1 protein-coding gene is annotated in these 21,717 nt (G+C 73.1%); it reads right to left on the reverse strand.

The features are described 5' to 3' along the window. Positions 1-24: 24 nt before the first annotated feature. Positions 25-21,717 carry an SDR family NAD(P)-dependent oxidoreductase gene (locus AB0N89_RS05380; protein WP_364200438.1) on the reverse strand — a complete coding sequence of 7,231 codons (21,693 nt, stop codon included), beginning with the start codon at positions 21,715-21,717 and terminating at the stop codon, positions 25-27.

Genomic DNA, 21,717 nt, shown 5'->3' on the forward strand with positions numbered 1-21,717 from the left:
CTCCTCGCGGCGGCGGGCCGGGGGTCAGAGTTCGTTGTCCAGCAGGGCGAACATGTCGTCGATGGTGTCCACTTCGAGGTCGGCGTCGCCGCCGGACGGGCGGACGCGGTCCTGCCACAGGGTGATCAGGCTCCGCAGTTTCGCCTCGACCTCGCCGGCGTCGGCCGCTTCGATGTCCACTGTGGACAATTCGGCGGCGAGCTTGTCGATTCCCGAAGCCAGTCCGGTGTCCTCGGCCGCAGCAGGCACGACTTCGGACTGCAGGAACTTGGCGAGGTCGTCCGGAGTCGGGTAGTCGAAGATCAACGTCGCGGGCAGGCGCAGCCCGGTGGCCGCGTCGAGCCCGTTGCGCAGCTCGACCGCGGTCAGCGAGTCGAAGCCCAGTTCGGTGAACGCCCGGCCCGGCTCGATCGAGTCCGCGCCGTCGTGCCCGAGGGCGGCCGCGGCCTGACCGCGCACCACCCCGAGCAGCACCCGCTCGGCGTCCACCTGCGACAGCCCGGCGAGCCGTCGCTTGAGCCCGTCGGCCTGCGCCGCCGCGTCCACCGGTGCGGCACGCCGCACCGAACCGCGGACGAGACCGCGCAACAGCGGCGGCACCGGTCCGGTCATCGACCGGAGCCCGGCGACGTCCAGCTTGACCGGCACCGAGACCGGCTCGGCCAGGCCGGTGGCCACGTCGAACAGGTCGAGGCCCTCGGCCGGGTCGAAACTGCCGACCCCGTCGCGGCCCATCCGGTCCGAGTCCGCGGAGTCGCCCATGCCGTCGGCCCAGAGACCGAAGGCGAGCGACGTCGCGGGAAGGCCGAGGCCGCGGCGGTGGTGCGCCAAGCCGTCGAGGAAGGTGTTCGCCGCGGCGTAGTTCGCCTGCCCCGGCGCGCCGAGCACCCCGGCGGCCGAGGAGAACAGGACGAACAGGGTCAGGTCGTGTCCGCGGGTGAGCTCGTGCAGGTTCCACGCCGCGTCCACCTTGGGCCGCAGCACCTTTTCGAGCCGCTCGGGGGTGAGCGCGGTCAGCAGGCCGTCGTCGAGGACACCGGCCGCGTGCACCACACCGGTCAGGTCCGGCGTGCGGTCGAGGACCGCGGCGAGCGCGGCGCGGTCGGCGGCGTCGCACGCCTCGATCCGCACGGTCGCGCCCAGCTCGGTCAGTTCCGCGGTCAGTTCGGCCGCGCCGGGCGCGTCCGGACCGCGGCGGCTGGTCAGCACCAGATCGGTGATGCCGTGCTTGGTGACCAGGTGCTTGGCCAGGACAGCGCCGAGGCCACCGGTGCCGCCGGTGACGAGCACCGTGCCGCCGATCGGGCGGCGCGGCACCGTCAGCACGACCTTGCCGACGTGCTTGGCCTGGGACAGGAAGCGCAGCGCCTCCGGGGCCTGGCGCAGATCCCAGGCGCGGATCGGCAGCGGGGTGAGCGCGCCCTGGTCGAACAAGGCGATCAACTCCTCCCATATCTGCGCGATCCGGCGATTGCCCGCGTCGATCACGTCGAACGCCTGGTAAGTCACACCGGGATGGTGCCCCGCGGCGCAGCCGTCCGGACGGACGTCGGTCTTCCCCATTTCCACGAACCGTCCACCGCGCGGTAACAGGCGCATCGACGCGTCGATGAAGTCGCCCGTCAGCGCGTTGAGGACGACGTCCACGCCGTTCCCGCCGGTGGTCTCGCGGAACCGCTCCTCGAACTCGAGCGTCCGCGACGACGCGATGTGGTCGTCGGCCAGCCCGGCGGCGCGCAGGACGTCCCATTTGCCCTCGCTCGCGGTGCCGAACACCTCGGCGCCGAGGTGCCGGGCGAGCTGCGTGGCGGCCATGCCGACACCGCCCGCCGCGGCGTGGATCAGCACGGACTCGCCCTGCTTCAGCGCGCCGAGGTCGGTCAGCGCGTAGTAGGCGGTGAGGTAGACCAGCGGTACCGAGGCGGCCTCTTCGTACGTCCAGCCCTCGGGCATCTTCGCCAGCAGGTCCCGGTCGGCGAAGGTGAGCGGGCCGAACCCGCCGTGCACCAGTCCCATCACCCGGTCGCCCGGCACGAGGTCGGTCACTTCGGAGCCGACGTCGGTGACGACACCGGCGGCCTCGTAGCCGATCCGGCCGGCGTCACCCGGGTACATGCCGAGCACGTTGAGCACGTCGCGGAAGTTCGTCCCGGCCGCCCGGGTGGCGATCCGGACCTCGCGCGGCAGCAAGGGTTCGAGCACGTCGGGGTACGGCTCGAACGAGAGCCTGTCGAGGGTGCCCTTGACGACGCTGTCGAGGCGCCAGGCCGGTTCGTGCCACGGCGGCACGAGATCCGGCGACGACGACGCGGTCAGCAGCCGGGCCGCGTGGACGACACCGTCCCGGACGGCCAGCTGCGTTTCGTCACCCAGCACGGCCAGCGCGGTGTCGACGTCGGCCTCGGCCGCGTCGAGCAGCACCAGACGGCCGGGGTTCTCGGACTGGGCACTGCGGACCAGGCCCCAGACCGCGGCCGAAGCCGGGTCGACAGTGTCCGAAGCAGACACGGCGACCGCGTTTTCGGTGCGCACGACGAGGATGGTTTCCTTCTCCTCGGCCAGCCAGTCCTGCAGCTTCGCCAGCGTGCTTCGCAGCAGGGCGTGCGCGGCCGCCGGGGTCTCGCCGGTGCCGGGTACCGCCGAGAGCAGCTCTGTCGCCGGAGCCGGGGACTCGTTCGTGACCTGGGCCCAGCCGAGCCGGAACAGCGAGTCCGAGGTGGACGGAGCCGCCGGTCCGAGGTCGGTGACCTCGCGCAGCAGCAACGATCCCACCGTCAGGACCGGCGCTCCCGCACCGTCGGTGAGCTCCAGCCGCACCGAATCGGTACCGGAGGCGGCGACCCGGACGCGGGCGGCGGTGGCGCCCGCCGCGTGCAGGACGACGTCACGCCAGAGGAACGGCAACCGGGTGGTCTCGGCGTTCCCGGGCAGCAGGCCGATGGCGTGCAGCGCGGCGTCGAGCAGGGCCGGGTGCAGGCCGAACTTCCCGGCGTCCCCGTGCGCGGCGGCGGGCAGTTCGAGATCGGCGCAGACCTCGTCGCCGACCAGCCAGGCGGCGGTGAGGCCCTGGAACACCGGCCCGTACCGCAGGCCCGCGTCGGCGAGCCCCGGGTAGAGGTCCGTGACGTCGAGAGCCTTGGCTCCGGCGGGCGGCCACGTGGCGTCCTTGGCCGCCGGATAGGCGTCCCCGGGGGCGAGCAGGCCGGTCGCGTGTTCGGTCCAGGAGGCCTCGTCGAGCCGGGAATGGATCGACACCGGACGTCGTCCGTCGTCGTCCGGGGCACCGACCACGACCTGCACGGCGAGTCCGCCGGTCTCGGGCAGCACCATCGGCGCGGCCAGCGTCAGTTCGGCCACGCGGGCGCAGCCGAGTTCGTCACCCGCCCGGACGGCGAGTTCGATCAGCGCCGCGCCGGGGACCAGCACGGTGCCGAGCACCGCGTGATCGGCCAGCCACGGCTGCACGGCGCGTGACAGCCTGCCGTAGCCGACCAGGCCGTCCTCGCCCACTGTCGGCACAGTCGCCCCGAGCAGCGGGTGCCCGGCCGCGGCCAGGCCCAGCCCAGCGGCGTCACCGGCGACGGCCGGCGGGTCGAGCCAGAAGCGCTCCCGCTGGAACGCGTAGGTGGGCAGCGGGACGGCGTGGGCGTCCGTGCCGTCGAAGAACGCCGTCCAGTCGACGTCGGTACCCGTCGCAATTAGTCGGCTGAACGCGAGGGCAGCGGTCTGGCGTTCGTCGCGATCCTTGCGCAGCACCGGGACGAACACCGCGTCAGGGGCGCTGTCGAGACCCATCGCGGAGAGCACGCCGTCCGGGCCGAGTTCGGTGAACCGGGTGACGCCCGCAGCGGCGAGTGCGGCGACACCGTCGGCGAACCGCACGGTTTCGCGGACGTGCCGGACCCAGTAACCCGGGTCGGTCAGATCCGCCGATTCGGTCACCGCGGACACGATCGGGATCCGCGGCTCGGCGTAGCTCAGGGACTCCGCGACTTCGGCGAACTCCGCCAGCATCGGCTCCATCAGCGCCGAGTGGAACGCGTGCGAGACGACCAGCGCCTTGGTGCGGCGGCCTTCCTTCACGAACCGGTCGGCGACTTCGCGGACCGGACCGTCCACACCGGACAGAACGATCGCCTGCGGTCCGTTGACCGCCGCCAGGCAGACCTCGTCGGACAGGTACTCGCGCACCTCGTCCTCGGTCGCCTGCACGGCGACCATCGCGCCGCCTTCCGGCAGGGCCTCCATCAAGCGGCCCCGAGCCTCGACGAGCTTCGCCGCGTCCTCCAGGGAGAACACGCCAGCCACGTGGGCGGCGGCGATCTCGCCGATCGAGTGCCCGGCCAGGAAATCGGGCCGGATCCCCCACGACTCCACCAGCCGGAACAAAGCCACTTCCAGGGCGAAGATCGCGGGCTGCGCGGTGCCGGTGCGGTCGATGTCACCGTCGAGCGAGAGCAGCGCGGAAACCTCGTCGTAAGCCGCCGCGAACACCGGGAAGGCGTCGTAGAGGCCCTGTCCCATGCCGAGCCGCTGCGAACCCTGACCGGTGAACAGCAGTGCGAGTTTGCCTTCGGCCGCACGTCCGGTGACGACGTCCGGGGTGTTCCGGCCGCCGGCGAGGGCGGCCAGCCCGGCACGAAGCGCGTCGGCGTCGCCGGTGAGCACCGCCCGCCGCTCGAACGCGGTCCGGGTGGTGGCCAGCGCGTACCCGATGTCGACCGGGTCGGCGAACCCGACCGTGCCGAGCAGCCGTCCGGCCTGGGCCCGCAGCGCGTCCTCGGTGCGGGCGCTCAGCACCCACGGCAGGAGCGACGGCGCCGCCGGGGTCGCGTGCTTCGCGGGCTCCGGGACCTGCTCCAGGATGACGTGCGCGTTGGTGCCGCTGATGCCGAACGCCGAAACCGCCGCTCGCCTGGGCCTGCCCGCCTCGGGCCAAGGACGTGCCTCGGTCAGCAGCCGGACTTCGCCTTCACTCCAGTCGACGTGCGGTGACGGCTCGTCGACGTGCAGGGTCGCGGGCAGGACGCCGTGACGCATCGCCTCGACCATCTTGATGATCCCGGCGAGGCCGGCGGCGGCCTGGGTGTGGCCGATGTTGGACTTCACCGAGCCCAGCCACAACGGTTCCTCGCGGTCCTGGCCGTAGGTGGCCAGCAACGCCTGCGCCTCGATCGGGTCGCCCAGCGCGGTGCCGGTGCCGTGCGCCTCGACGATGTCCACGGTGGACGATTCGACGCCCGCCGCCGCCAGTGCCCGCCGGATCACCCGCTGCTGCGAGGGACCGTTGGGCGCGGTCATGCCGTTGGACGCGCCGTCCTGGTTGACCGCGCTGCCTCGGACCACCGCCAGGACCTGACGTCCGTTGCGGCGCGCGTCGGAAAGCCGTTCCAGGAGCAGGAATCCGGCGCCCTCGGCCCAGGCGGTGCCGTCGGCCGCCGCCGCGAACGGCTTGCAGCGGCCGTCGGCGGCCAGGCCGCGCTGACGGGAGAACTCGATGAACGGGTTGGGGCTGGCCATCACGGTCGCGCCGCCCACCAGCGCCAGGCCGCATTCACCCGAACGCAGTGCTTGCGCCGCCCAGTGCAGGGCGACCAGCGAAGACGAGCACGCCGTGTCGACCGAGACCGCCGGACCTTCGAGCCCGAAGGTGTAGGCGACGCGTCCGGTCAGCACACTGCTCGCGCTACCGGTCCCGAGCAGGCCTTCCATCCCGTCCGGGGTGGCGGCCAGCCGGGAGGCGTAGTCGTCGTACATGACCCCGGCGAACACCCCGGTGGCGCTGCCCTTGAGCGAGACCGGGTCGATCCCGGCGCGCTCGAACGCCTCCTGTGCCGTCTCCAGCAGCAACCGCTGCTGCGGGTCGACGGTGACCGCCTCACGCGGAGAGATGCCGAAGAACTCCGCGTCGAAGTCGGCGGCGTCGTGCAGGAAACCGCCCTCGCGGGCGTAGCTGGTGCCGGGGTGGTCGGGGTCCGGGTGATACAGCCGGTCGAGGTCCCAGCCACGGTCGGACGGGAACGGCGTGATCGCGTCAGTCCCTTCGGCGACCAGGCGCCACAGATCCTCCGGCGAGCTGACGCCACCCGGGAACCGGCAGCTCATCGCGACGATCGCGATCGGCTCGTCCGGTTCGGCGACCCGCACCGGCTCGACGTCCACAGTGGACACGTCACCGGCGATCTCGGTGCGGATGTAGGTCGCCAGCGCCGCCGGGTTCGGGTGGTCGAAGACGAGCGTGGCGGGCAGCCGCAGACCGGTCGCCTCGCCGAGCCGGTTGCGCAGCTCGACGGCGGTGAGCGAGTCGAACCCGAGTTCGGTGAACGCGCGGCCTGCCTCGACCGACGTCGCGGTGCCGTGTCCGAGCACGTCCGCGACGTGACCGCGGACCAGGTCGACCAGATGCGAGAGCTGATCGGCGGGCGAGAGCCGGGTCAGCGTCACGGCCAGCCCGGCGGCGGCCGCGGCGTTGGCCGCGCCCCGTCGCTTCGGCACCCGGACCAGACCGCGCAGCGCGGGAGCGGGCTCGCTGGTGCGGGCCAGCGTGCGCAGCGTCGCCAGGTCGAGCTTGACCGGCACCGGGACCGGCGTCGAAGCGGCCAGTGCGGCGTCGAACAACGCCAGGCCTTCTTCTTCGGTCAGCGCGCCGAATCCGGCACGGGCCAGACGGTCCACATCGGACTGTCCGCCCATGCCGTTGGCCCACAGGCCGTACGCGAGCGAACGGGCGGGCAGACCTTCGGCGTGACGTCGTCGCGCGAGGTCGTCGAGCAGGGCGTTGGCCGCGGCGTAACTGGCCTGCCCCGGGCCGCCGAGGATCCCGGAAACCGAGGACACCAGCACGAACTGGGTCAGCGGCTCGCCGAGGGTGAGTTCGTGGAGCGCGAGCGCCGCCTCGGCCTTGGGCCGCAGCACGGTGTCGATGCGCTCCGGGGTCAGTTCCGTGACGACACCGTCGTCGAGCACACCGGCGGCGTGCACGATCCCGGTGAGGTCGTCGATCCCGCCGAGCAGGGCGGCGAGCGAGTCGCGGTCGGTGACGTCGCAGGCGACGACCTCGGCGCCGAGCTCCTCCGCCAGTTCCGCCGCGCCGGGCGCGTCGAGGCCGCGGCGGCTGGTGAGGACCAGCTTGGTGACGTCCGGCGCGAGGTGCCGGGCGATCGCGGCCCCGACCCCGCCGGTGCCGCCGGTGACGAGAACCGTTCCCTCGCCCCAGATCGCGGCCTCACCGGGCGTCGCGCGGGCCAGTCGCGGGACCTCCGCGACACCGTCGCGGACCCGGACCTGCGGTTCGCCGGTGGCCAGCGCGGTCGTGACGTCCTCCCCTTCGAGGACGACGAACCGGTCCGGGTGTTCCGAGGCGGCGGTGCGGGCGAGACCGCGGACGGCGGCCCCTGCCAGGGTGTCGCCGGTGCGGATCACCAGCCGCGTCCCGCCGTCGGCCAGGAACTCCTGGATCGCGGTCAGGGTCGCCGCCAGCGCGTCGCGCGGCTCGCCGTCCGGCGCGGTGAAGACCTGGACGTCTTCGCTCGCCTCGCCGTCGGCGGGGACCTCGACCCAGGTCAGCTCGTACAGCGAGTCCGTGCCGCGCTGCCTCGGCGCCTCCGCCGCCCGGACCGCGACCGTGCCGATCGTGGCGACCGGCGCGCCCGTGGTGTCGGTGACCAGCAAGGAGAATCCAGAACCGGCGGGGGTGACCCGGACGCGCAGCGCGGTGGCGCCGGTGGCGTGCAGGGTGACGTCGCCGAACAGGAACGGCAGACGGGTGCCCTCGCCCGGGAGCAGCCCCAAGGTGTGCAGGGCCGCGTCGAGCAGCGCCGGATGCAGGCCGAAGCCGTCGACTTCGGTGGCCTCGGGCAGTTCCACCTCGGCGAAGACGGTGTCCCCGTCGCGCCAGGCGGTGGTGAGCCCGCGGAACGGCGGCCCGTAGTCGAGTCCGGCTGCCGCCAGATCGCTGTACAAACCGTCCAGGGAGATCGGCTCGGCGGTAGGCGGCCATTCGGTCAGCCCGGACGGCACGGCGGCGGCCTCGGGGGAGAGCGTGCCGGTGGCGTGCTCGGTCCACTCCCCCTGCGGCGCACGCGAATGCACCGAAACCGGGCGCCGTCCGCTCGGGCCCGCCGCGCCGACGAGCACCTGGATGTCCAGCGCGCCGTGCGAGGGCAGCACCAGCGGCGCGGCCAGGGTCAGTTCCTCCACGCCTCCGCAGCCGGCTTCGTCACCGGCGCGGACGGCGAGTTCGAGCAGTCCGGTGCCGGGGACGAGCACTTCGCCGAACGCGGCGTGCCCGGCCAGCCACGGATGCGTGGCGACCGAAAGCCGTCCGGTCAGGACCCAGCCGTCGCCGTCGGCGAACGGCACCGCGGCGCCCAGCAGCGGATGCCCGGCGGCCTGGAGCCCGGCCGTGGTGACGTCGCCCGCGCCGCTTCCGGCGGCGAGCCAGAACCGGCGGCGGTCGAACACCGACGTCGGCAGGTCGACGACGCGGGCGCCGGTCGGGCGGAACACCGCGGCCCAGTCCACCGGGACACCGCGGGTGTACGCGGCGGCCAGCGTGGTGAGCGCGGTCTCCGCCTCGTCGCGGCCGGCACGCAGGAACGAGGCCGCGAAGGTGTCCGGGCCGTCGTCGGCGAGCGCGGTCAGCACGGCGGCCGGGCCGAGTTCGACGAACTTGGTCACCCCGGCCTCGCGCAGCCACGCCAGCCCGGCGGCGAACCGGACGGTGGCGCGGACGTGCTCGACCCAGTAGCCGGGTTCGGCGACCCGCGCCGACCGCTCGCCGTCCACTGTGGACACGAATGGGGTCGTCGGGGCCGAGAAGCCGAGTTCGGCCACCACGGCGGCGAACTCGTCGAGCATCGGCTCCATCAGGGCCGAGTGGAACGCGTGCGAGACCTCCAGCCGCTTGGTGCGGCGGCCGAGCTTCTCGAACTTCTTGGCCAGCTTGAGCGTCGGTGACGCGGCACCGGAGAACACGACCGAATCCGGGCCGTTGACGGCGGCCAGCGAGACCTTCGGCGTCAGGTGCTCGCGCACCTCGTCCTCGCTCGCCTGGACCGCGACCATCGCGCCGCCCTCGGGCAGCGCCTCCATCAACCGGCCACGAGCCTCGACCAGCTTCGCCGCGTCCTCCAGCGAAAGCACGCCCGCCACGTGAGCGGCCGCGATCTCGCCGATCGAGTGCCCGGCCACGAAATCGGGCGCCATGCCCCAGGATTCGGCGAGCCGGTAGAGCGCGACCTCCAGCGCGAAGATCGCGGGCTGCGCGGTGCCGGTGCGGTTCAGGTCGCCGCCTGCCGGGAGCAGCGCGGTGACCTCGTCGTAGGCCTTGGCGAACGCCGGGAAGGCGGCGTAGAGCCCTTCGCCCATGCCGGGGCGCTGGGATCCCTGACCGGTGAACAGGAACGCGGTCCGCCCGGACAGCACGCGCCCGGCGACGACCGAGGGCGTCGTGGCACCTTCGGCCAGCGAGCCGAGTCCGGCGCGGAGTTCTTCTTCCGTGGCACCAAGCACGACGGCACGCCGTTCGTGCGCGGTCCGGGTCGTGGCGAGCGCCAAGCCGACGTCGACCGGCTCGCCGTCGCGGCCGAGCAGGCGCTCGGCCTGCTCTCGCAGCGTGTCCTCCGCGCGGCCGGAAAGCACCCACGGCACGAGCGCCGGGGTCACGACCTCGCGTGGAGCGGGGGTTTCGGCCGGGGGCTGTTCGAGGATGACGTGCGCGTTGGTGCCGCTGATCCCGAACGACGACACGGCGGACCGCCGCGGGCGTCCGGTCTCCGGCCACTCCCGGCCTTCGGCGAGCAGCTCGACGTCGCCGGCTTCCCAGTCGACGTGCGGGGTCGCCTCGCCCAGGTGCAGCGTCCGCGGCAGGACGCCGTGGCGCATCGCCTGGACCATCTTGATGATCCCGGCGACGCCCGCCGCGGCCTGCGTGTGCCCGAAGTTGGACTTCACCGAGCCGAGGTACAACGGTTCGCCGTCGCGTTCGCGGCCGTAGGTGGCCAGGAGCGCCTGCGCCTCGATCGGGTCGCCCAAGGTCGTACCGGTTCCGTGCGCCTCGACAGCGTCCACAGTGGACGACGGGACCCCGGCCGCGGCGAGTGCCTGGCGGATCACCCGCTGCTGCGAGGGACCGTTGGGGGCGGTGAGGCCGTTGGACGCGCCGTCGGAGTTGACCGCGGAGCCCTTGACGACCGCGAGCACGCGGTGTCCGTTGCGGCGCGCGTCGGAAAGCCGTTCCAGTACCAGCATTCCGGCGCCCTCGGCCCAGCCGGTCCCGTCGGCGTCGGACGAGAAGGACTTGCAGCGGCCGTCGGCGGCGAGGCCGCGCTGACGGGAGAACCCGATGAACGTCTCCGGCGTCGCCATCACCGTGACACCACCGGCCAGCGCCAGCGAGCACTCCCCCGACTTCAGCGCCTGCGTCGCCCAGTGCAGGGCGACCAGCGACGAGGAACACGCCGTGTCGACCGACACCGCGGGTCCCTCCAGGCCGAGGGTGTAGGCGACGCGGCCGGACAGCACGGAACCCGAGGTGCCGGTGCCGAGGAAGCCCTCGACGTCGTCGGGGACGTCGTTGCCGAGCCGGGTGCCGTAGTCGTGGTACATGACCCCGGCGAACACGCCGGTCGGGCTGCCCTTGAGCGCGGCCGGGTCGGTGCCGGACCGCTCCAGCGCCTCCCACGCGACTTCGAGCAGCAAGCGCTGCTGCGGGTCCATCGCGAGCGCCTCACGGGGCGAGATCCCGAAGAACTCCGGGTCGAAGTCGCCCGCGTCGTGCAGGAATCCTCCCTCGCGGGTGTAGGTCTTGCCCGGCCGGTCGGGGTCGGGGTCGTAGATGCCGTCGACGTCCCAGCCACGGTCCTCGGGGAACCGGGTCACGCCGTCGCGGCCACCGGCGACGAGGTCCCACAGCTCTTCCGGGGACGTCACGCCGCCCGGGTAGCGGCAGGCCATGCCGACGATGACGATCGGGTCGCCGTCGGCGCGGGCCGCGGTGAAGACCGGGGTCGCGTCGGCGGGTTCGTCGAGCAGTTCGGCGAGCAGGAATTCGGCCAGCGCCACCGGGGTCGGGTGGTCGAAGGTCAGCGTCGCCGGAAGCCGCAGCCCGGTGACCGTGCTCAGGCGGTTGCGGAACTCGACCGCGGTGAGCGAGTCGAAGCCGAGGTCGCCGAACGCGCGGTCCGCTTCGACGGCGTCGGGGCTGGTGTGGCTGAGGACGTGCGCGGCCTCGGTGCGGACCAGCTCGGTCAGCAGCCGGACGCGCTCACCGGCGGGCACACCCGCCAAGCGCTGCCGCAGGCCCGCGGCTTCTGCTTCCTCCGCCGCGCGACGACGGCGCGGCCGGACCAGGCTCCGCAGCACATGCGGTATCTCTGCTTCGGCGCGTAGCGCGGCGAGGTCCAGCTTGGTCGCGACCGGACGCGGGTCGTCACCGAAGGCCAGGAGGTCGAACAGCTCCAGTCCGGTTTCGACGGGCAGGGCCGCTCCCCCGCGCCCCTCGCCCATGCCGGTTTCCCAGAGACCGTAAGCGATCGACGTGCCGGGAATGCCTTGGGCGCGCCGGAGCGTGGCGAGCCCGTCGAGGTAGCCGTTGGCCGCCGCGTAGTTCGCCTGACCGGGCGCGCCGAGCGCGCCGGCGATCGAAGAGAACGTGACGAACAGCTTCAGATCGGACGTCAGTTCGTGCAGATGCCGCGCGGCTTCGGATTTGGGTCCCGCCACGGCGGCGAGCCGCTCGGGGGTCATCGAGGTGAGGACGCCGTCGTCGAGGACGCCGGCGGCGTGCACCACACCGCTGAGCGGTTCCTCGACGAGAGCGAGCACGGACTCGACCTGGGACCGGTCGGCGACGTCGCACGCGGCGATCGTCACCTCCGCGCCGAGCGTGCGCAGATCCTCCCGCAAGGCTTCGGCGCCGGGAGCGTCGGCTCCCCGGCGTCCGACGAGCAGCAGGTGCCGGACGCCGTGCCGCTCGACGAGCCGCCGCGCGACGTGCGCGCCGAGTCCTCCGGTACCGCCGGTGACCAGCACGGTGCCGTCGAGCGTCCAGTCCGGGTCGGCCGTGGCGCGGGACCGCGTCAGGCGGGGCACACGCGGACCGTCCTCGGTCAGTTTGACCTCGGGCTCACCGGTGGCGGCCGCGATCCGGGCGTCTCCGTCGCCGTGGACCAGGACGAACTTGTCCGGGTACTCGGCCTGCGCGCTGCGCACCAGTCCGGCGATCGCGGCGTGCTCCGGGCGGTCACCGGTGAGGTGGACGACGAGCCGGTCTTCGGCCGCCTGCAACGCTTCGAGCGCGCCTTCGACCGACGCGGCTTCGTGCACGGCGACGTCTTCGGCCTGCCGCGGAACGGCGACGGGGATCCACTCGATGCCGAACAGCGCGTCGGTGGTGGCGCTGGGCAGCGGCCCGTCACCCACCGGACGCAGGCTCAGCGAAGCGACCGAAAGCACCGGCGCGCCCGTGCCGTCGGTGACCTGCAAGGACACGGCGTCCTGACCGGCCGGGGTGAGCTTGGCCCGCAGGGTGCTCGCTCCGGTGGCGTGCAGGGACAATCCCGCCCACGAGAACGGCAGCCGCGCCGGGCCGCCGGTCAGGCCGACGGCGTGCAGGACGGCGTCGAGCAGGGCCGGGTGCAGCCCGAACCCGCGGACGTCGGTGCCCTCGGGCAGCGAGACCTCGGCGAAGACCTCGTCACCGCGGCGCCAAGCCGCGCGCAGACCGCGGAACGGGTCCCCGTAGGTGAGACCGGCCTCGGCGAGCGTGGTGTAGAAGCCTTCCAGGTCGACGGATTCCGCACCGGACGGCGGCCACTCGGTGATCGCGGCGGGTTCTTCGGCGGCCGTGGTCAGCGAGCCGGTGGCGTGCAACGTCCAGTCGCCGTCCTGGGGACGGGAGTGCACCGCCAGGGAACCACTGTCCGAAAGGGACACTCGGAGCTGGACCGGGGCCGAGGTGAGCACCAGCGGCGCCTGCAACGTCAGTTCCTCGACGGTGCCGCAGCCGACCTCGTCGCCCGCCCGCACGGCCAGTTCGGCGAACGCGGTGCCGGGCAGCAGGACGGCGTCGCGGACGCGGTGCCCGGCCAGCCACGGCTGTTCGTCGAGCGACAGGCGTCCGGTGAGCACGAGCCCGCCGCGTTCGGGCAGCGCGACGGCGGCGCCCAGCAGCGGGTGGTCGAGCGCGCCGAGGCCGAGCGCGGTGGCGTCACCGGATCCCGGCGGCGCCAGCAGCCAGAAACGACGGCGCTGGAACGGATAGGTGGGCAGATTCGCCGGCCGCGCGCCGCTGCCGTCGAAGAAGCGGTCCCAGTCGACGGGAGCGCCCGCCGCGTGCACCGCGCCCAGCGCGGTCATCGCGGTCCTGGCCTCGTCCTGGTCCTTGCGCAGCGCGGGCACACCGCCGTCGACGAGCGCACTGAGCACCGCGTCCGGGCCGAGTTCGAGGAACGTCGTGACGCCCTCGGCGGTCAGGGCCGCGAGGCCGTCGGCGAACCGGACGGTTTCGCGCACGTGCCGCACCCAGTAACCCGGGTCGGTCAGATCCGCCGACGCGCTCACGGTGGACACGATCGGGATCCGCGGCGCCGAGAACTCCAGGCTCCGCACGACCGCGGCGAACTCGTCCAGCATCGGCTCCATCAGCGCCGAGTGGAACGCGTGCGACACCACGAGATGCTTGGTGCGACGCCCTTCTCCGGCGAACCGGGCGGCGACCTCGCGGACCGGACCGTCCACACCGGACAGCACGATCGCCTGCGGACCGTTGACCGCCGCCAGGCAGACCGCGTCGGACAGGAACTCGCGCACCTCGTCCTCGGACGCCTGGACCGCGACCATCGCCCCGCCCTCGGGCAGCGCCTCCATCAACCGGCCACGAGCCTCGACCAGCTTCGCCGCGTCCGCAAGCGAAAGCACCCCGGCGACATGCGCCGCAGCGATCTCGCCGATCGAATGCCCCGCCATGAAGTCGGGCGTCACACCCCAGGACTCGAAGAGCCGGAACAGCGCCACTTCGAGGGTGAAGATCGCGGGCTGCGCGGTGCCGGTCCGGTCGATTTCACCATCGAGCGGAAGCAGCGCGGCGATCTCGTCATAGGCCGCCGCGAACACCGGGAAGGTCTCGTAAAGGCCCTGGCCCATGCCGAGGCGCTGAGCGCCCTGGCCGGTGAACAGGAACGCGAGCCTGCCGGTGGCCGCGCGGCCGGACACGACGTTGGCCGCCCGCCCGGTGTCGGCGAACGCGGACAGCCCGGCCCGCAGCACCGACGGATCGGTCCCGACGACGACCGCGCGCCGTTCGTGCGCGGTGCGGGCGGTGGCGAGCGTCCAGGCGACGTCGAGCGGGTCATCCGTCAGGTCGGCGAGCCGCGCGGCCTGTGCCCGCAAGGCTTCCTCGGACCGGCCGGACAGCACCCACGGCAGCATCGCGGGCCGGGTTCCCGGCTCGGGGTTCTCTTGCGCGGGAACGTGTTCGAGCACGACGTGCGCGTTGGTCCCGCTGAACCCGAACGACGACACGCCCGCCCGGCGCGGACGGCCGGTCTCCGGCCAGCTCGCGGACTCGGTGGCGACGCGGATCGCGCCTGCCTCCCAATCGACCTGGGCCGAGGGCGCGTCGACGTGCAGCGTCGCGGGGACGACGCCGTGCCGCATCGCCTCGACCATCTTGATCACTCCGGCGACACCGGCCGCGGCCTGCGTGTGCCCGAAGTTCGACTTCACCGAGCCGAGCAGCAGCGGCTCTTCGCGGTCCTGGCCGTAGGTGGCGAGCAGGGCCTGCGCCTCGATCGGGTCGCCCAGCCTGGTGCCGGTGCCGTGCGCCTCGACGACGTCGACGTCCGAAGTGGACAGTCCCGCATTGGCGAGCGCCTGGAGGATCACGCGCTGCTGCGACGGGCCGTTCGGCGCGGTGAGCCCGCTGGACGCGCCGTCCTGGTTGACGGCGGATCCCTTGAGCAGTGCCAGCACCGGGTGTCCGTTACGGCGCGCGTCGGACAGCTTCTCCAGCAGCACGAACCCGGCGCCCTCACCCCAGGCGACACCGTCGGCGCCGTTGGCGAAGGCCTTGCAGCGGCCGTCGATCGCCATCGCGTTCTGCTTGCTGAAGTCGACGAACGGGTCGGGGTTGGCCATCACGGTGACCCCGCCGGCCAGCGCGAGCGAGCACTCCCCCGACCGCAGCGCCTGGCTCGCGAGGTGCATCGCGACCAGCGAAGACGAGCACGCCGTGTCCACCGAGACGGCCGGTCCCTCGAAACCGAAGGTGTAGGAGACGCGGCCGGACATCATCGCGCCGGACGTGCCGGTGCCGAGGAAGCCTTCGACCTCCTCCGGGATCTTCGTCAGCCTGGAGGCGTATTCGTGGTAGATCGCGCCGGTGAAGACGCCGGTGTCGCTGCCGCGCAGGGTGCCCGGCGGGATGCCCGCGCGTTCGAACGCCTCCCACGCGATCTCCAGGAGCAACCGCTGCTGCGGGTCCATGGCGAGTGCCTCGCGGGGCGAGATCCCGAAGAACTCCGGATCGAAGTCGCCCGCGTCGGGCAGGAAGCCGCCGGTGCGGGTGTTCGACACGCCCTGTTTGCCCGGGGTCGGGTCGAACAGCGCGGCCAGATCCCAGCCGCGGTCGGTGGGGAATTCGGTGAGGCCTTCGCGGCCTTCGGAAACCAGACGCCACAGGTCTTCCGGCGTGTTCACCTCGCCGGGGAACCGGCAGCTGGTGGCGACGATCGCGATCGGCTCGTCGTCGTTGACGACACGGGCGCGGGTGCGCGGTCCGGCGGTGAGGTCGCCGAGGAGTTCCGAACGCACGTAGCCGGCGAGCGCGACCGGGGTCGGGTGGTCGAAGATCACCGTCGACGGCAGCCGCAGCCCGGTCACGGAACCGAGGCGGTTGCGCAGTTCGACCGCGGTCAGCGAGTCGAAACCGGAGTCCATGAACCCGCGGCCGGGTTCGACGGTGGCGGCGTTGACGTGTCCGAGCACCAGGGCGACCTGGGTGCGGACGAGGTCGAGCAGTTCGCGGTCCTGGTCGGCCTCGGTCAGCCCGGCGAGCCGCCTGGCGAGTGAGGAGTCGCTGCCGGATTTCGCGGTCCGGCGGCCGGGTTTGACCAGTGCGCCGAGCAGCGGCGGGAGCGGTCCGGACGCGGCGAGCACCGGCAGATCGAGCTGGACCGGGATCGCCAGCGGCGCACCGGCGGCGATGGCCGCGTCGAACAGCGCGAGGCCGTCCTCGACGGCGAGCGCGGGCGTGCCTCCGGCGCGCAGCCGCGCCAGATGCGCCTCGCCGAGTGTCTCCGCCATGCCCGCGGCCCACGGGCCCCAGGCCAGCGACTGCCCGGCGAGGCCGAGGGAACGGCGGTGGGCGGCGAGACCGTCGAGGTAGCCGTTGGCCGCCGCGTAGTTGCCCTGTCCCGGTGCGCCGAGCACGCCGGCGGCCGAGGAGAAGGTGACGAACAGTTCCGGGTCGCCGGACAGTTCGTGCAGATGCCTTGCGGCGTCGGCCTTCGGGCCGAGCACGAAGTCGAGCCGCTCCTGGGTGAGCGCGTCGATGGTGCCGTCGTCCAGGACACCGGCGGCGTGCACGACACCGGTCAGGTCGACGCCGTCCAGCAGCGCGGCGACGGCATCGCGGTCGGCGACGTCGCACGCGACGACCTTGACCTCGGCGTCCAGTTCCTCGACCAGTTCCCGTGCGCCCGGCGCGTCCAGGCCGCGACGGCTGGTGAGCAGGAGTTTCCGGACGCCGTGCGTGCTCACCAGATGGCGGGCGATCAGGGCGCCGAGGCCGCCCGTGCCGCCGGTGATCAGCACCGTCCGTTCGGGGTCGAGCGCCCTCGGCATGGTGAGCGCGACCTTGCCGATGTGCTTGGCCTGGCTGAGGAACCGGAACGCTTCCCGGGCCTCGCGGACGTCCCAGGTCCGGGTCGGCAGCGGGGCGAGCGCGCCGGAATCGAACAGGGCGGTCAGCGCGTCCCACATCTGCGCGGTCCGCTCACCGCCGGCGTCGATCAGGTCGAACGCCTGGTAGTGGACGTCTTCGGGCTCGCGGATGTCGGTCTTGCCCATTTCCAGGAAGCGGCCGCCCGGCGCCATCGTGCGGATCGAGGCGTCGACGAAGTCCCCGGCGAGGGCGTTCAGGACGACGTCGATGCCGCCGAACCGCTCCTCGAACTCCAGCGTGCGGCTGGAAGCGATGTGCGCGTCGTCGAGTCCGGCGTCGCGCAGCACGTACTGCTTGCTTTCGCTGGCGGTGCCGTAGACCTCGGCGCCGAGGTGGCGCGCGAGCTGCGTCGCGGCCATGCCGACGCCACCGGCGGCGGCGTGGATCAGGATCGACTCGCCCGCTTTGAGCCCGGCCAGGTCGACCAGCGCGTAGTAGGCGGTGAGGAACACCAGCGGTGTCGACGCGGCCTGCTCGTAGGTCCAGTCCGCGGGTTTGCGGGTGATCATCGGCCGTTCGGCGACCGCGACCGGACCGGCGCCGCCGGAGACGAGACCCATCACCTGGTCGCCGGGCCGCAGGTCGGTGACGTCGGCGCCGACCTCGAGGACGGTTCCGGCGAACTCGCTGCCGAGCAGTCCGGCCTCGCCGGGGTACATGCCGAGCGCGTTGAGGACGTCGCGGAAGTTGAGCCCGGCGGCGCGGACGGAGACCCGGACGCCCTGCGGGCCGAGCGGCTCGTCGGGCAGCGGTTCCAGGGTCAGGTGGTCGAAGGTGCCCTTGCCGGACAGGCCGAGCCGCCAGTTCCCGGACGGCGGCAGGAGCCTGCCGGTGGATTCGGGCGTGACCAGACGCGGGACGCGGAGTTCCCCGTCGCGGACGGCGATCTGCGGCTCACCGGCGGCCAAGGCGACTTCGGTGAGTTCGTCGGCGTCGACCAGCAGGAACCGGTCCGGATGCTCGGACTGCGCGCTGCGCACGAGTCCCCACACCGCGGCGGCGACCGGGTCCACATCGGACTGTCCAGTGTGGACAAGCAGTTTCGACGAGGCGAAGCGGTCTTCGGCGAGGAAGGTCCGGAGGACGTCCAGCGTGGCGCCCGTGACGGCGTGGACGTCGTCCCCTTCGGCGCGGTAGACGACGATCTCGGGGGCGTCGCCGGTGACGTCGGCGAACCGCGCCCAGGTCGGCGCTTCGGTCTCGGGCGTGGCGATCGGGCGCCACTCCAGCTCGTACAGCCCCTCACGGGTGGCCGCCGGACGCAGCGCTCCGGCCGAAACGGGACGGACGACCAGGGAACCGACGGTGGCGACCGGCGCGCCGGTCCCGTCGGCCACGCGCAGCGTCACCGCGTCGGTGCCGGCCGGGGTCAGCCGGACACGCAGCTCGGCCGCGCCGGAGGCGTGCAGGGCGACGTCGCTCCACGCGAACGGCAGACGCGCGGGACCGTCGCCCTCCGCGAGCGCGTGCAACGCCGCGTCGAGCAGCGCCGGGTGCAGGCCGAAGCGACCGGCCTGGTCGCGGGCGGCGTCGGGCAGCGAGACCTCGGCGTAGGTGTGCTCGCCGTCGCGCCACAAAGCGCGCAAGTCCTGGAAGATCTCGCCGTACTCCAGTCCGGCCGAGGCCAGCTCGGAGTAGTGGCCTTCGAGCGACACGGCTTCGGCGCCGGGCGGCGGCCATTCGGCCAGCTCCCAGTCCGGCGTGGCGGCGGCCGGGGCGAGCGCGCCGGTGGCGTGCAGCGTCCACTCCCCCGCACCGTGCGGGCGCGAGTGCACGGTGAGCGGGCGGTGGCCGGGCTCCTCCGGCGTCCCCGCCCACAGCTGGACCTGGACCGCGCCGCTTTCCGGGAGCACCAGCGGCGTCTGCAGGGTCAGCTCTTCCAGCGCCGCCAGGCCGGTCTCGTCGGCCGCGCGCACGGCGAGTTCGACCAGCGCGGTGCCGGGCACGACGACCTGGCCGTGCACCATGTGGTCCGCCAGCCACGGATGGGTGCGGAGGGAAAGGCTGCCGGTGAACAGGAAGCCGCCCGCGTCGGCGACCGAGACGGCGGCGCCGAGCAGCGGGTGGTCGAGCGAGCCGAGGCCGAGACCGGCCGCGTCACCGGCGGCGTGGGTCGCGGGGAGCCAGTAGAACTCGCGCTGGAACGGGTACGTGGGCAGCTCGACCGGACGCGCGCCGTCGAACGCGGCGGCCCAGCCGACCTTCCCGCCGTGGACGTGCACGGCGGCCAGCGCGGCGACGAACGTCTCGGGTTCGGGACGGTCGCGGCGCAGCACCGGAACGAACAGGCCCTCGGCACTGTCCTGACCGGCGGCGGAGAGGATGCCGTCCGGGCCCAGTTCGAGGAAGCGGGTGACGCCCGCTTCGGCCAAGGCCTTGACACCGTCCGCGAAGCGCACGGCTTCGCGCACGTGCCGGACCCAGTAGGCGGGGTCGAGGATTTCGGCGGTCTCGGCGATACGGCCGGTGACGCCCGCGATCAGCGCGATCTTCGGTGTCTTGTAGGTGACGCGGCGCGCGACGGTCGCGAAGTCGTCGAGCATGCCGTCCATCAGCGCCGAGTGGAACGCGTGGGAGACGGCGAGGTTCTTGGTCCGGCGGCCCTGCTCGGCGAACGCAGCCGCGACGGCTCGCACGGCGTCCTCGGTGCCGGAGACGACGATGGCGCGCGGGCCGTTGACGGTGGCGATGTCCGCGCCCGCGACCAGAGCGGCACGGACCTCGTCCTCGGCCGCCTCGATCGCGCACATCGCGCCACCGCGCGGCAACGCGCTCATCAGACGGCCGCGCGCGGCGATCAGCTCGGCCGCGTCTTCCAGCGACCAGACACCGGCCACGTGCGCCGCGGCGAAGTCGCCGACGGAATGCCCGATCAGGAAGTCCGGGACGACGCCCCAGGATTCGACCAGCCGGTAGAGCGAGACCTCCAGCGCGAACAGCGCGGGCTGGGCGTTCGCGGTGTCGTTCAAGGCGTCCGCGTCGTCACCGAAGACGATCTCGCGGACACCCGGCAGCAGCTCGCAGACCTGGTCGAACGCGGCGGCGAACGCCGGGTACGCCTCGTACAGCTCACGGCCCATGCCGAGGCGCTGCGATCCCTGGCCGGTGAAGCAAACCGCGAGGCTGCCGTCGGCCGCTTCGCCGACGTCGTGATTTCCTTCGGCGACCGCCGTCAGCCCGGCGCGCAGCGTGGCCTCGTCGCGGCCGGTGACGACGGCGCGGTGCTCGAACGTGGACCGGGTCGCGGCCAGCGACCAGCCGATGTCGGCGGGATCGCCCTCGACGTCCAGCAGCGCACGGGCCTGGGCACGCAACGCGGCCGGAGTGCGGCCGGACAGCGCCCAAGGGATCACCGGCGGTGTCACTGTATCCACTGTGGACTCTTCGGTCGCGGGCGCCTGCTCCAGCAGCACGTGGGAGTTGGTGCCGCTGATGCCGAACGACGAGACGCCCGCCCGGCGGGTCTCCCCTTCCGGCCACGGGCGCGCGGACGACAGGAGCTCGATCGAGCCCGGCGACCAGTCGACCTGCGGACTCGGGGCGTCGATGTGCAGGCTCGCGGGCAGGATCCCATTGCGCAGGGCCAGGACCATCTTGATGATCCCGGCGACACCCGCGGCTGCCTGCGTGTGGCCGATGTTCGTCTTCACCGAGCCGAGCAGCAGCGGACCGCGCTCGCCGCGGTCGCGGCCGTACGTGGCCTGGAGTGCCTGGACCTCGATCGGGTCACCGAGCGTGGTTCCCGTGCCATGCGCCTCGACGACGTCGACATCCTTTGTGGACAGTCGCGCGTCGGCCAGCGCCTGGCGGATGACGCGCTGCTGCGAGGGACCGTTGGGCGCGGTGAGACCGTTGGACGCGCCGTCCTGGTTGACCGCGGAGCCACGGACGACGGCCAGGACAGGGTGTCCGTTGCGCTCGGCGTCGGAAAGGCGCTCCAGCACGATCATGCCGGCGCCCTCGCCCCACGCGGTGCCGTCGGCCCCGGCGGCGAACGCCTTGACCAGGCCGTCGCGCGCGAGACCACGCTGGCGGGAGAACTCGATGAACGCGTCCGGGCTCGCCATCACGGTGGCACCACCGGAAAGCGCGAGGTCGCACTCCCCCGCGCGCAAGGCGCGGACGGCGAGGTGGAGCGTGACCAGCGACGCCGAACACGCCGTGTCGACGGTGACCGACGGGCCTTCCAGCCCGAGGACGTAGGAGATCCGTCCGGAAAGGACACTGCCGGAGATGCCGGTGCCGAGGTAACCCTCGACGCCTTCGACGCCCTTGGGCAGGTCGCGTCCGTAGTCCTGGCCGTTGGTGCCGACGAAGACCCCGGCGCGGCTGCCGGACAGCGACGCCGGGTCGATCCCGCCGCGCTCCAGCGCCTCCCACGACGTCTCCAGCAGGAGCCGCTGCTGCGGGTCCATCGAGACGGCCTCGCGCGGCGAGATACCGAAGAACTCGGGGTCGAATTCCCCGGCGCCGTCGACGAAACCTCCTCGGTCGACGTAGCTCGTGCCCAGGTGGTCCGGGTCCGGGTCGACGAGCGCGCCGACGTCCCAGCCGCGGTCTTCGGGGAACCCGGTGATCCCGTGTTCCCCGGCGGTCAGCAGTTCCCAGAACCGCTCCGGCGTGCGGACGCCGCCCGGGAACCGGCAGCCCATGCCGACGATCGCGATCGGTTCGGCGGCGCGGTCCTCCAGCGCGGCCAGCCTGCCGCGCGTGCGCTGCAGTTCGCCGGTGACTCGCGTCAGGTAGTCGCGAAGCTTGTCGTTCTCACCCAC

Origin of the sequence: Amycolatopsis sp. NPDC089917, from assembly GCF_040684635.1 — a bacterium.
Taxonomy (GTDB): Bacteria; Actinomycetota; Actinomycetes; order Mycobacteriales; family Pseudonocardiaceae; genus Amycolatopsis.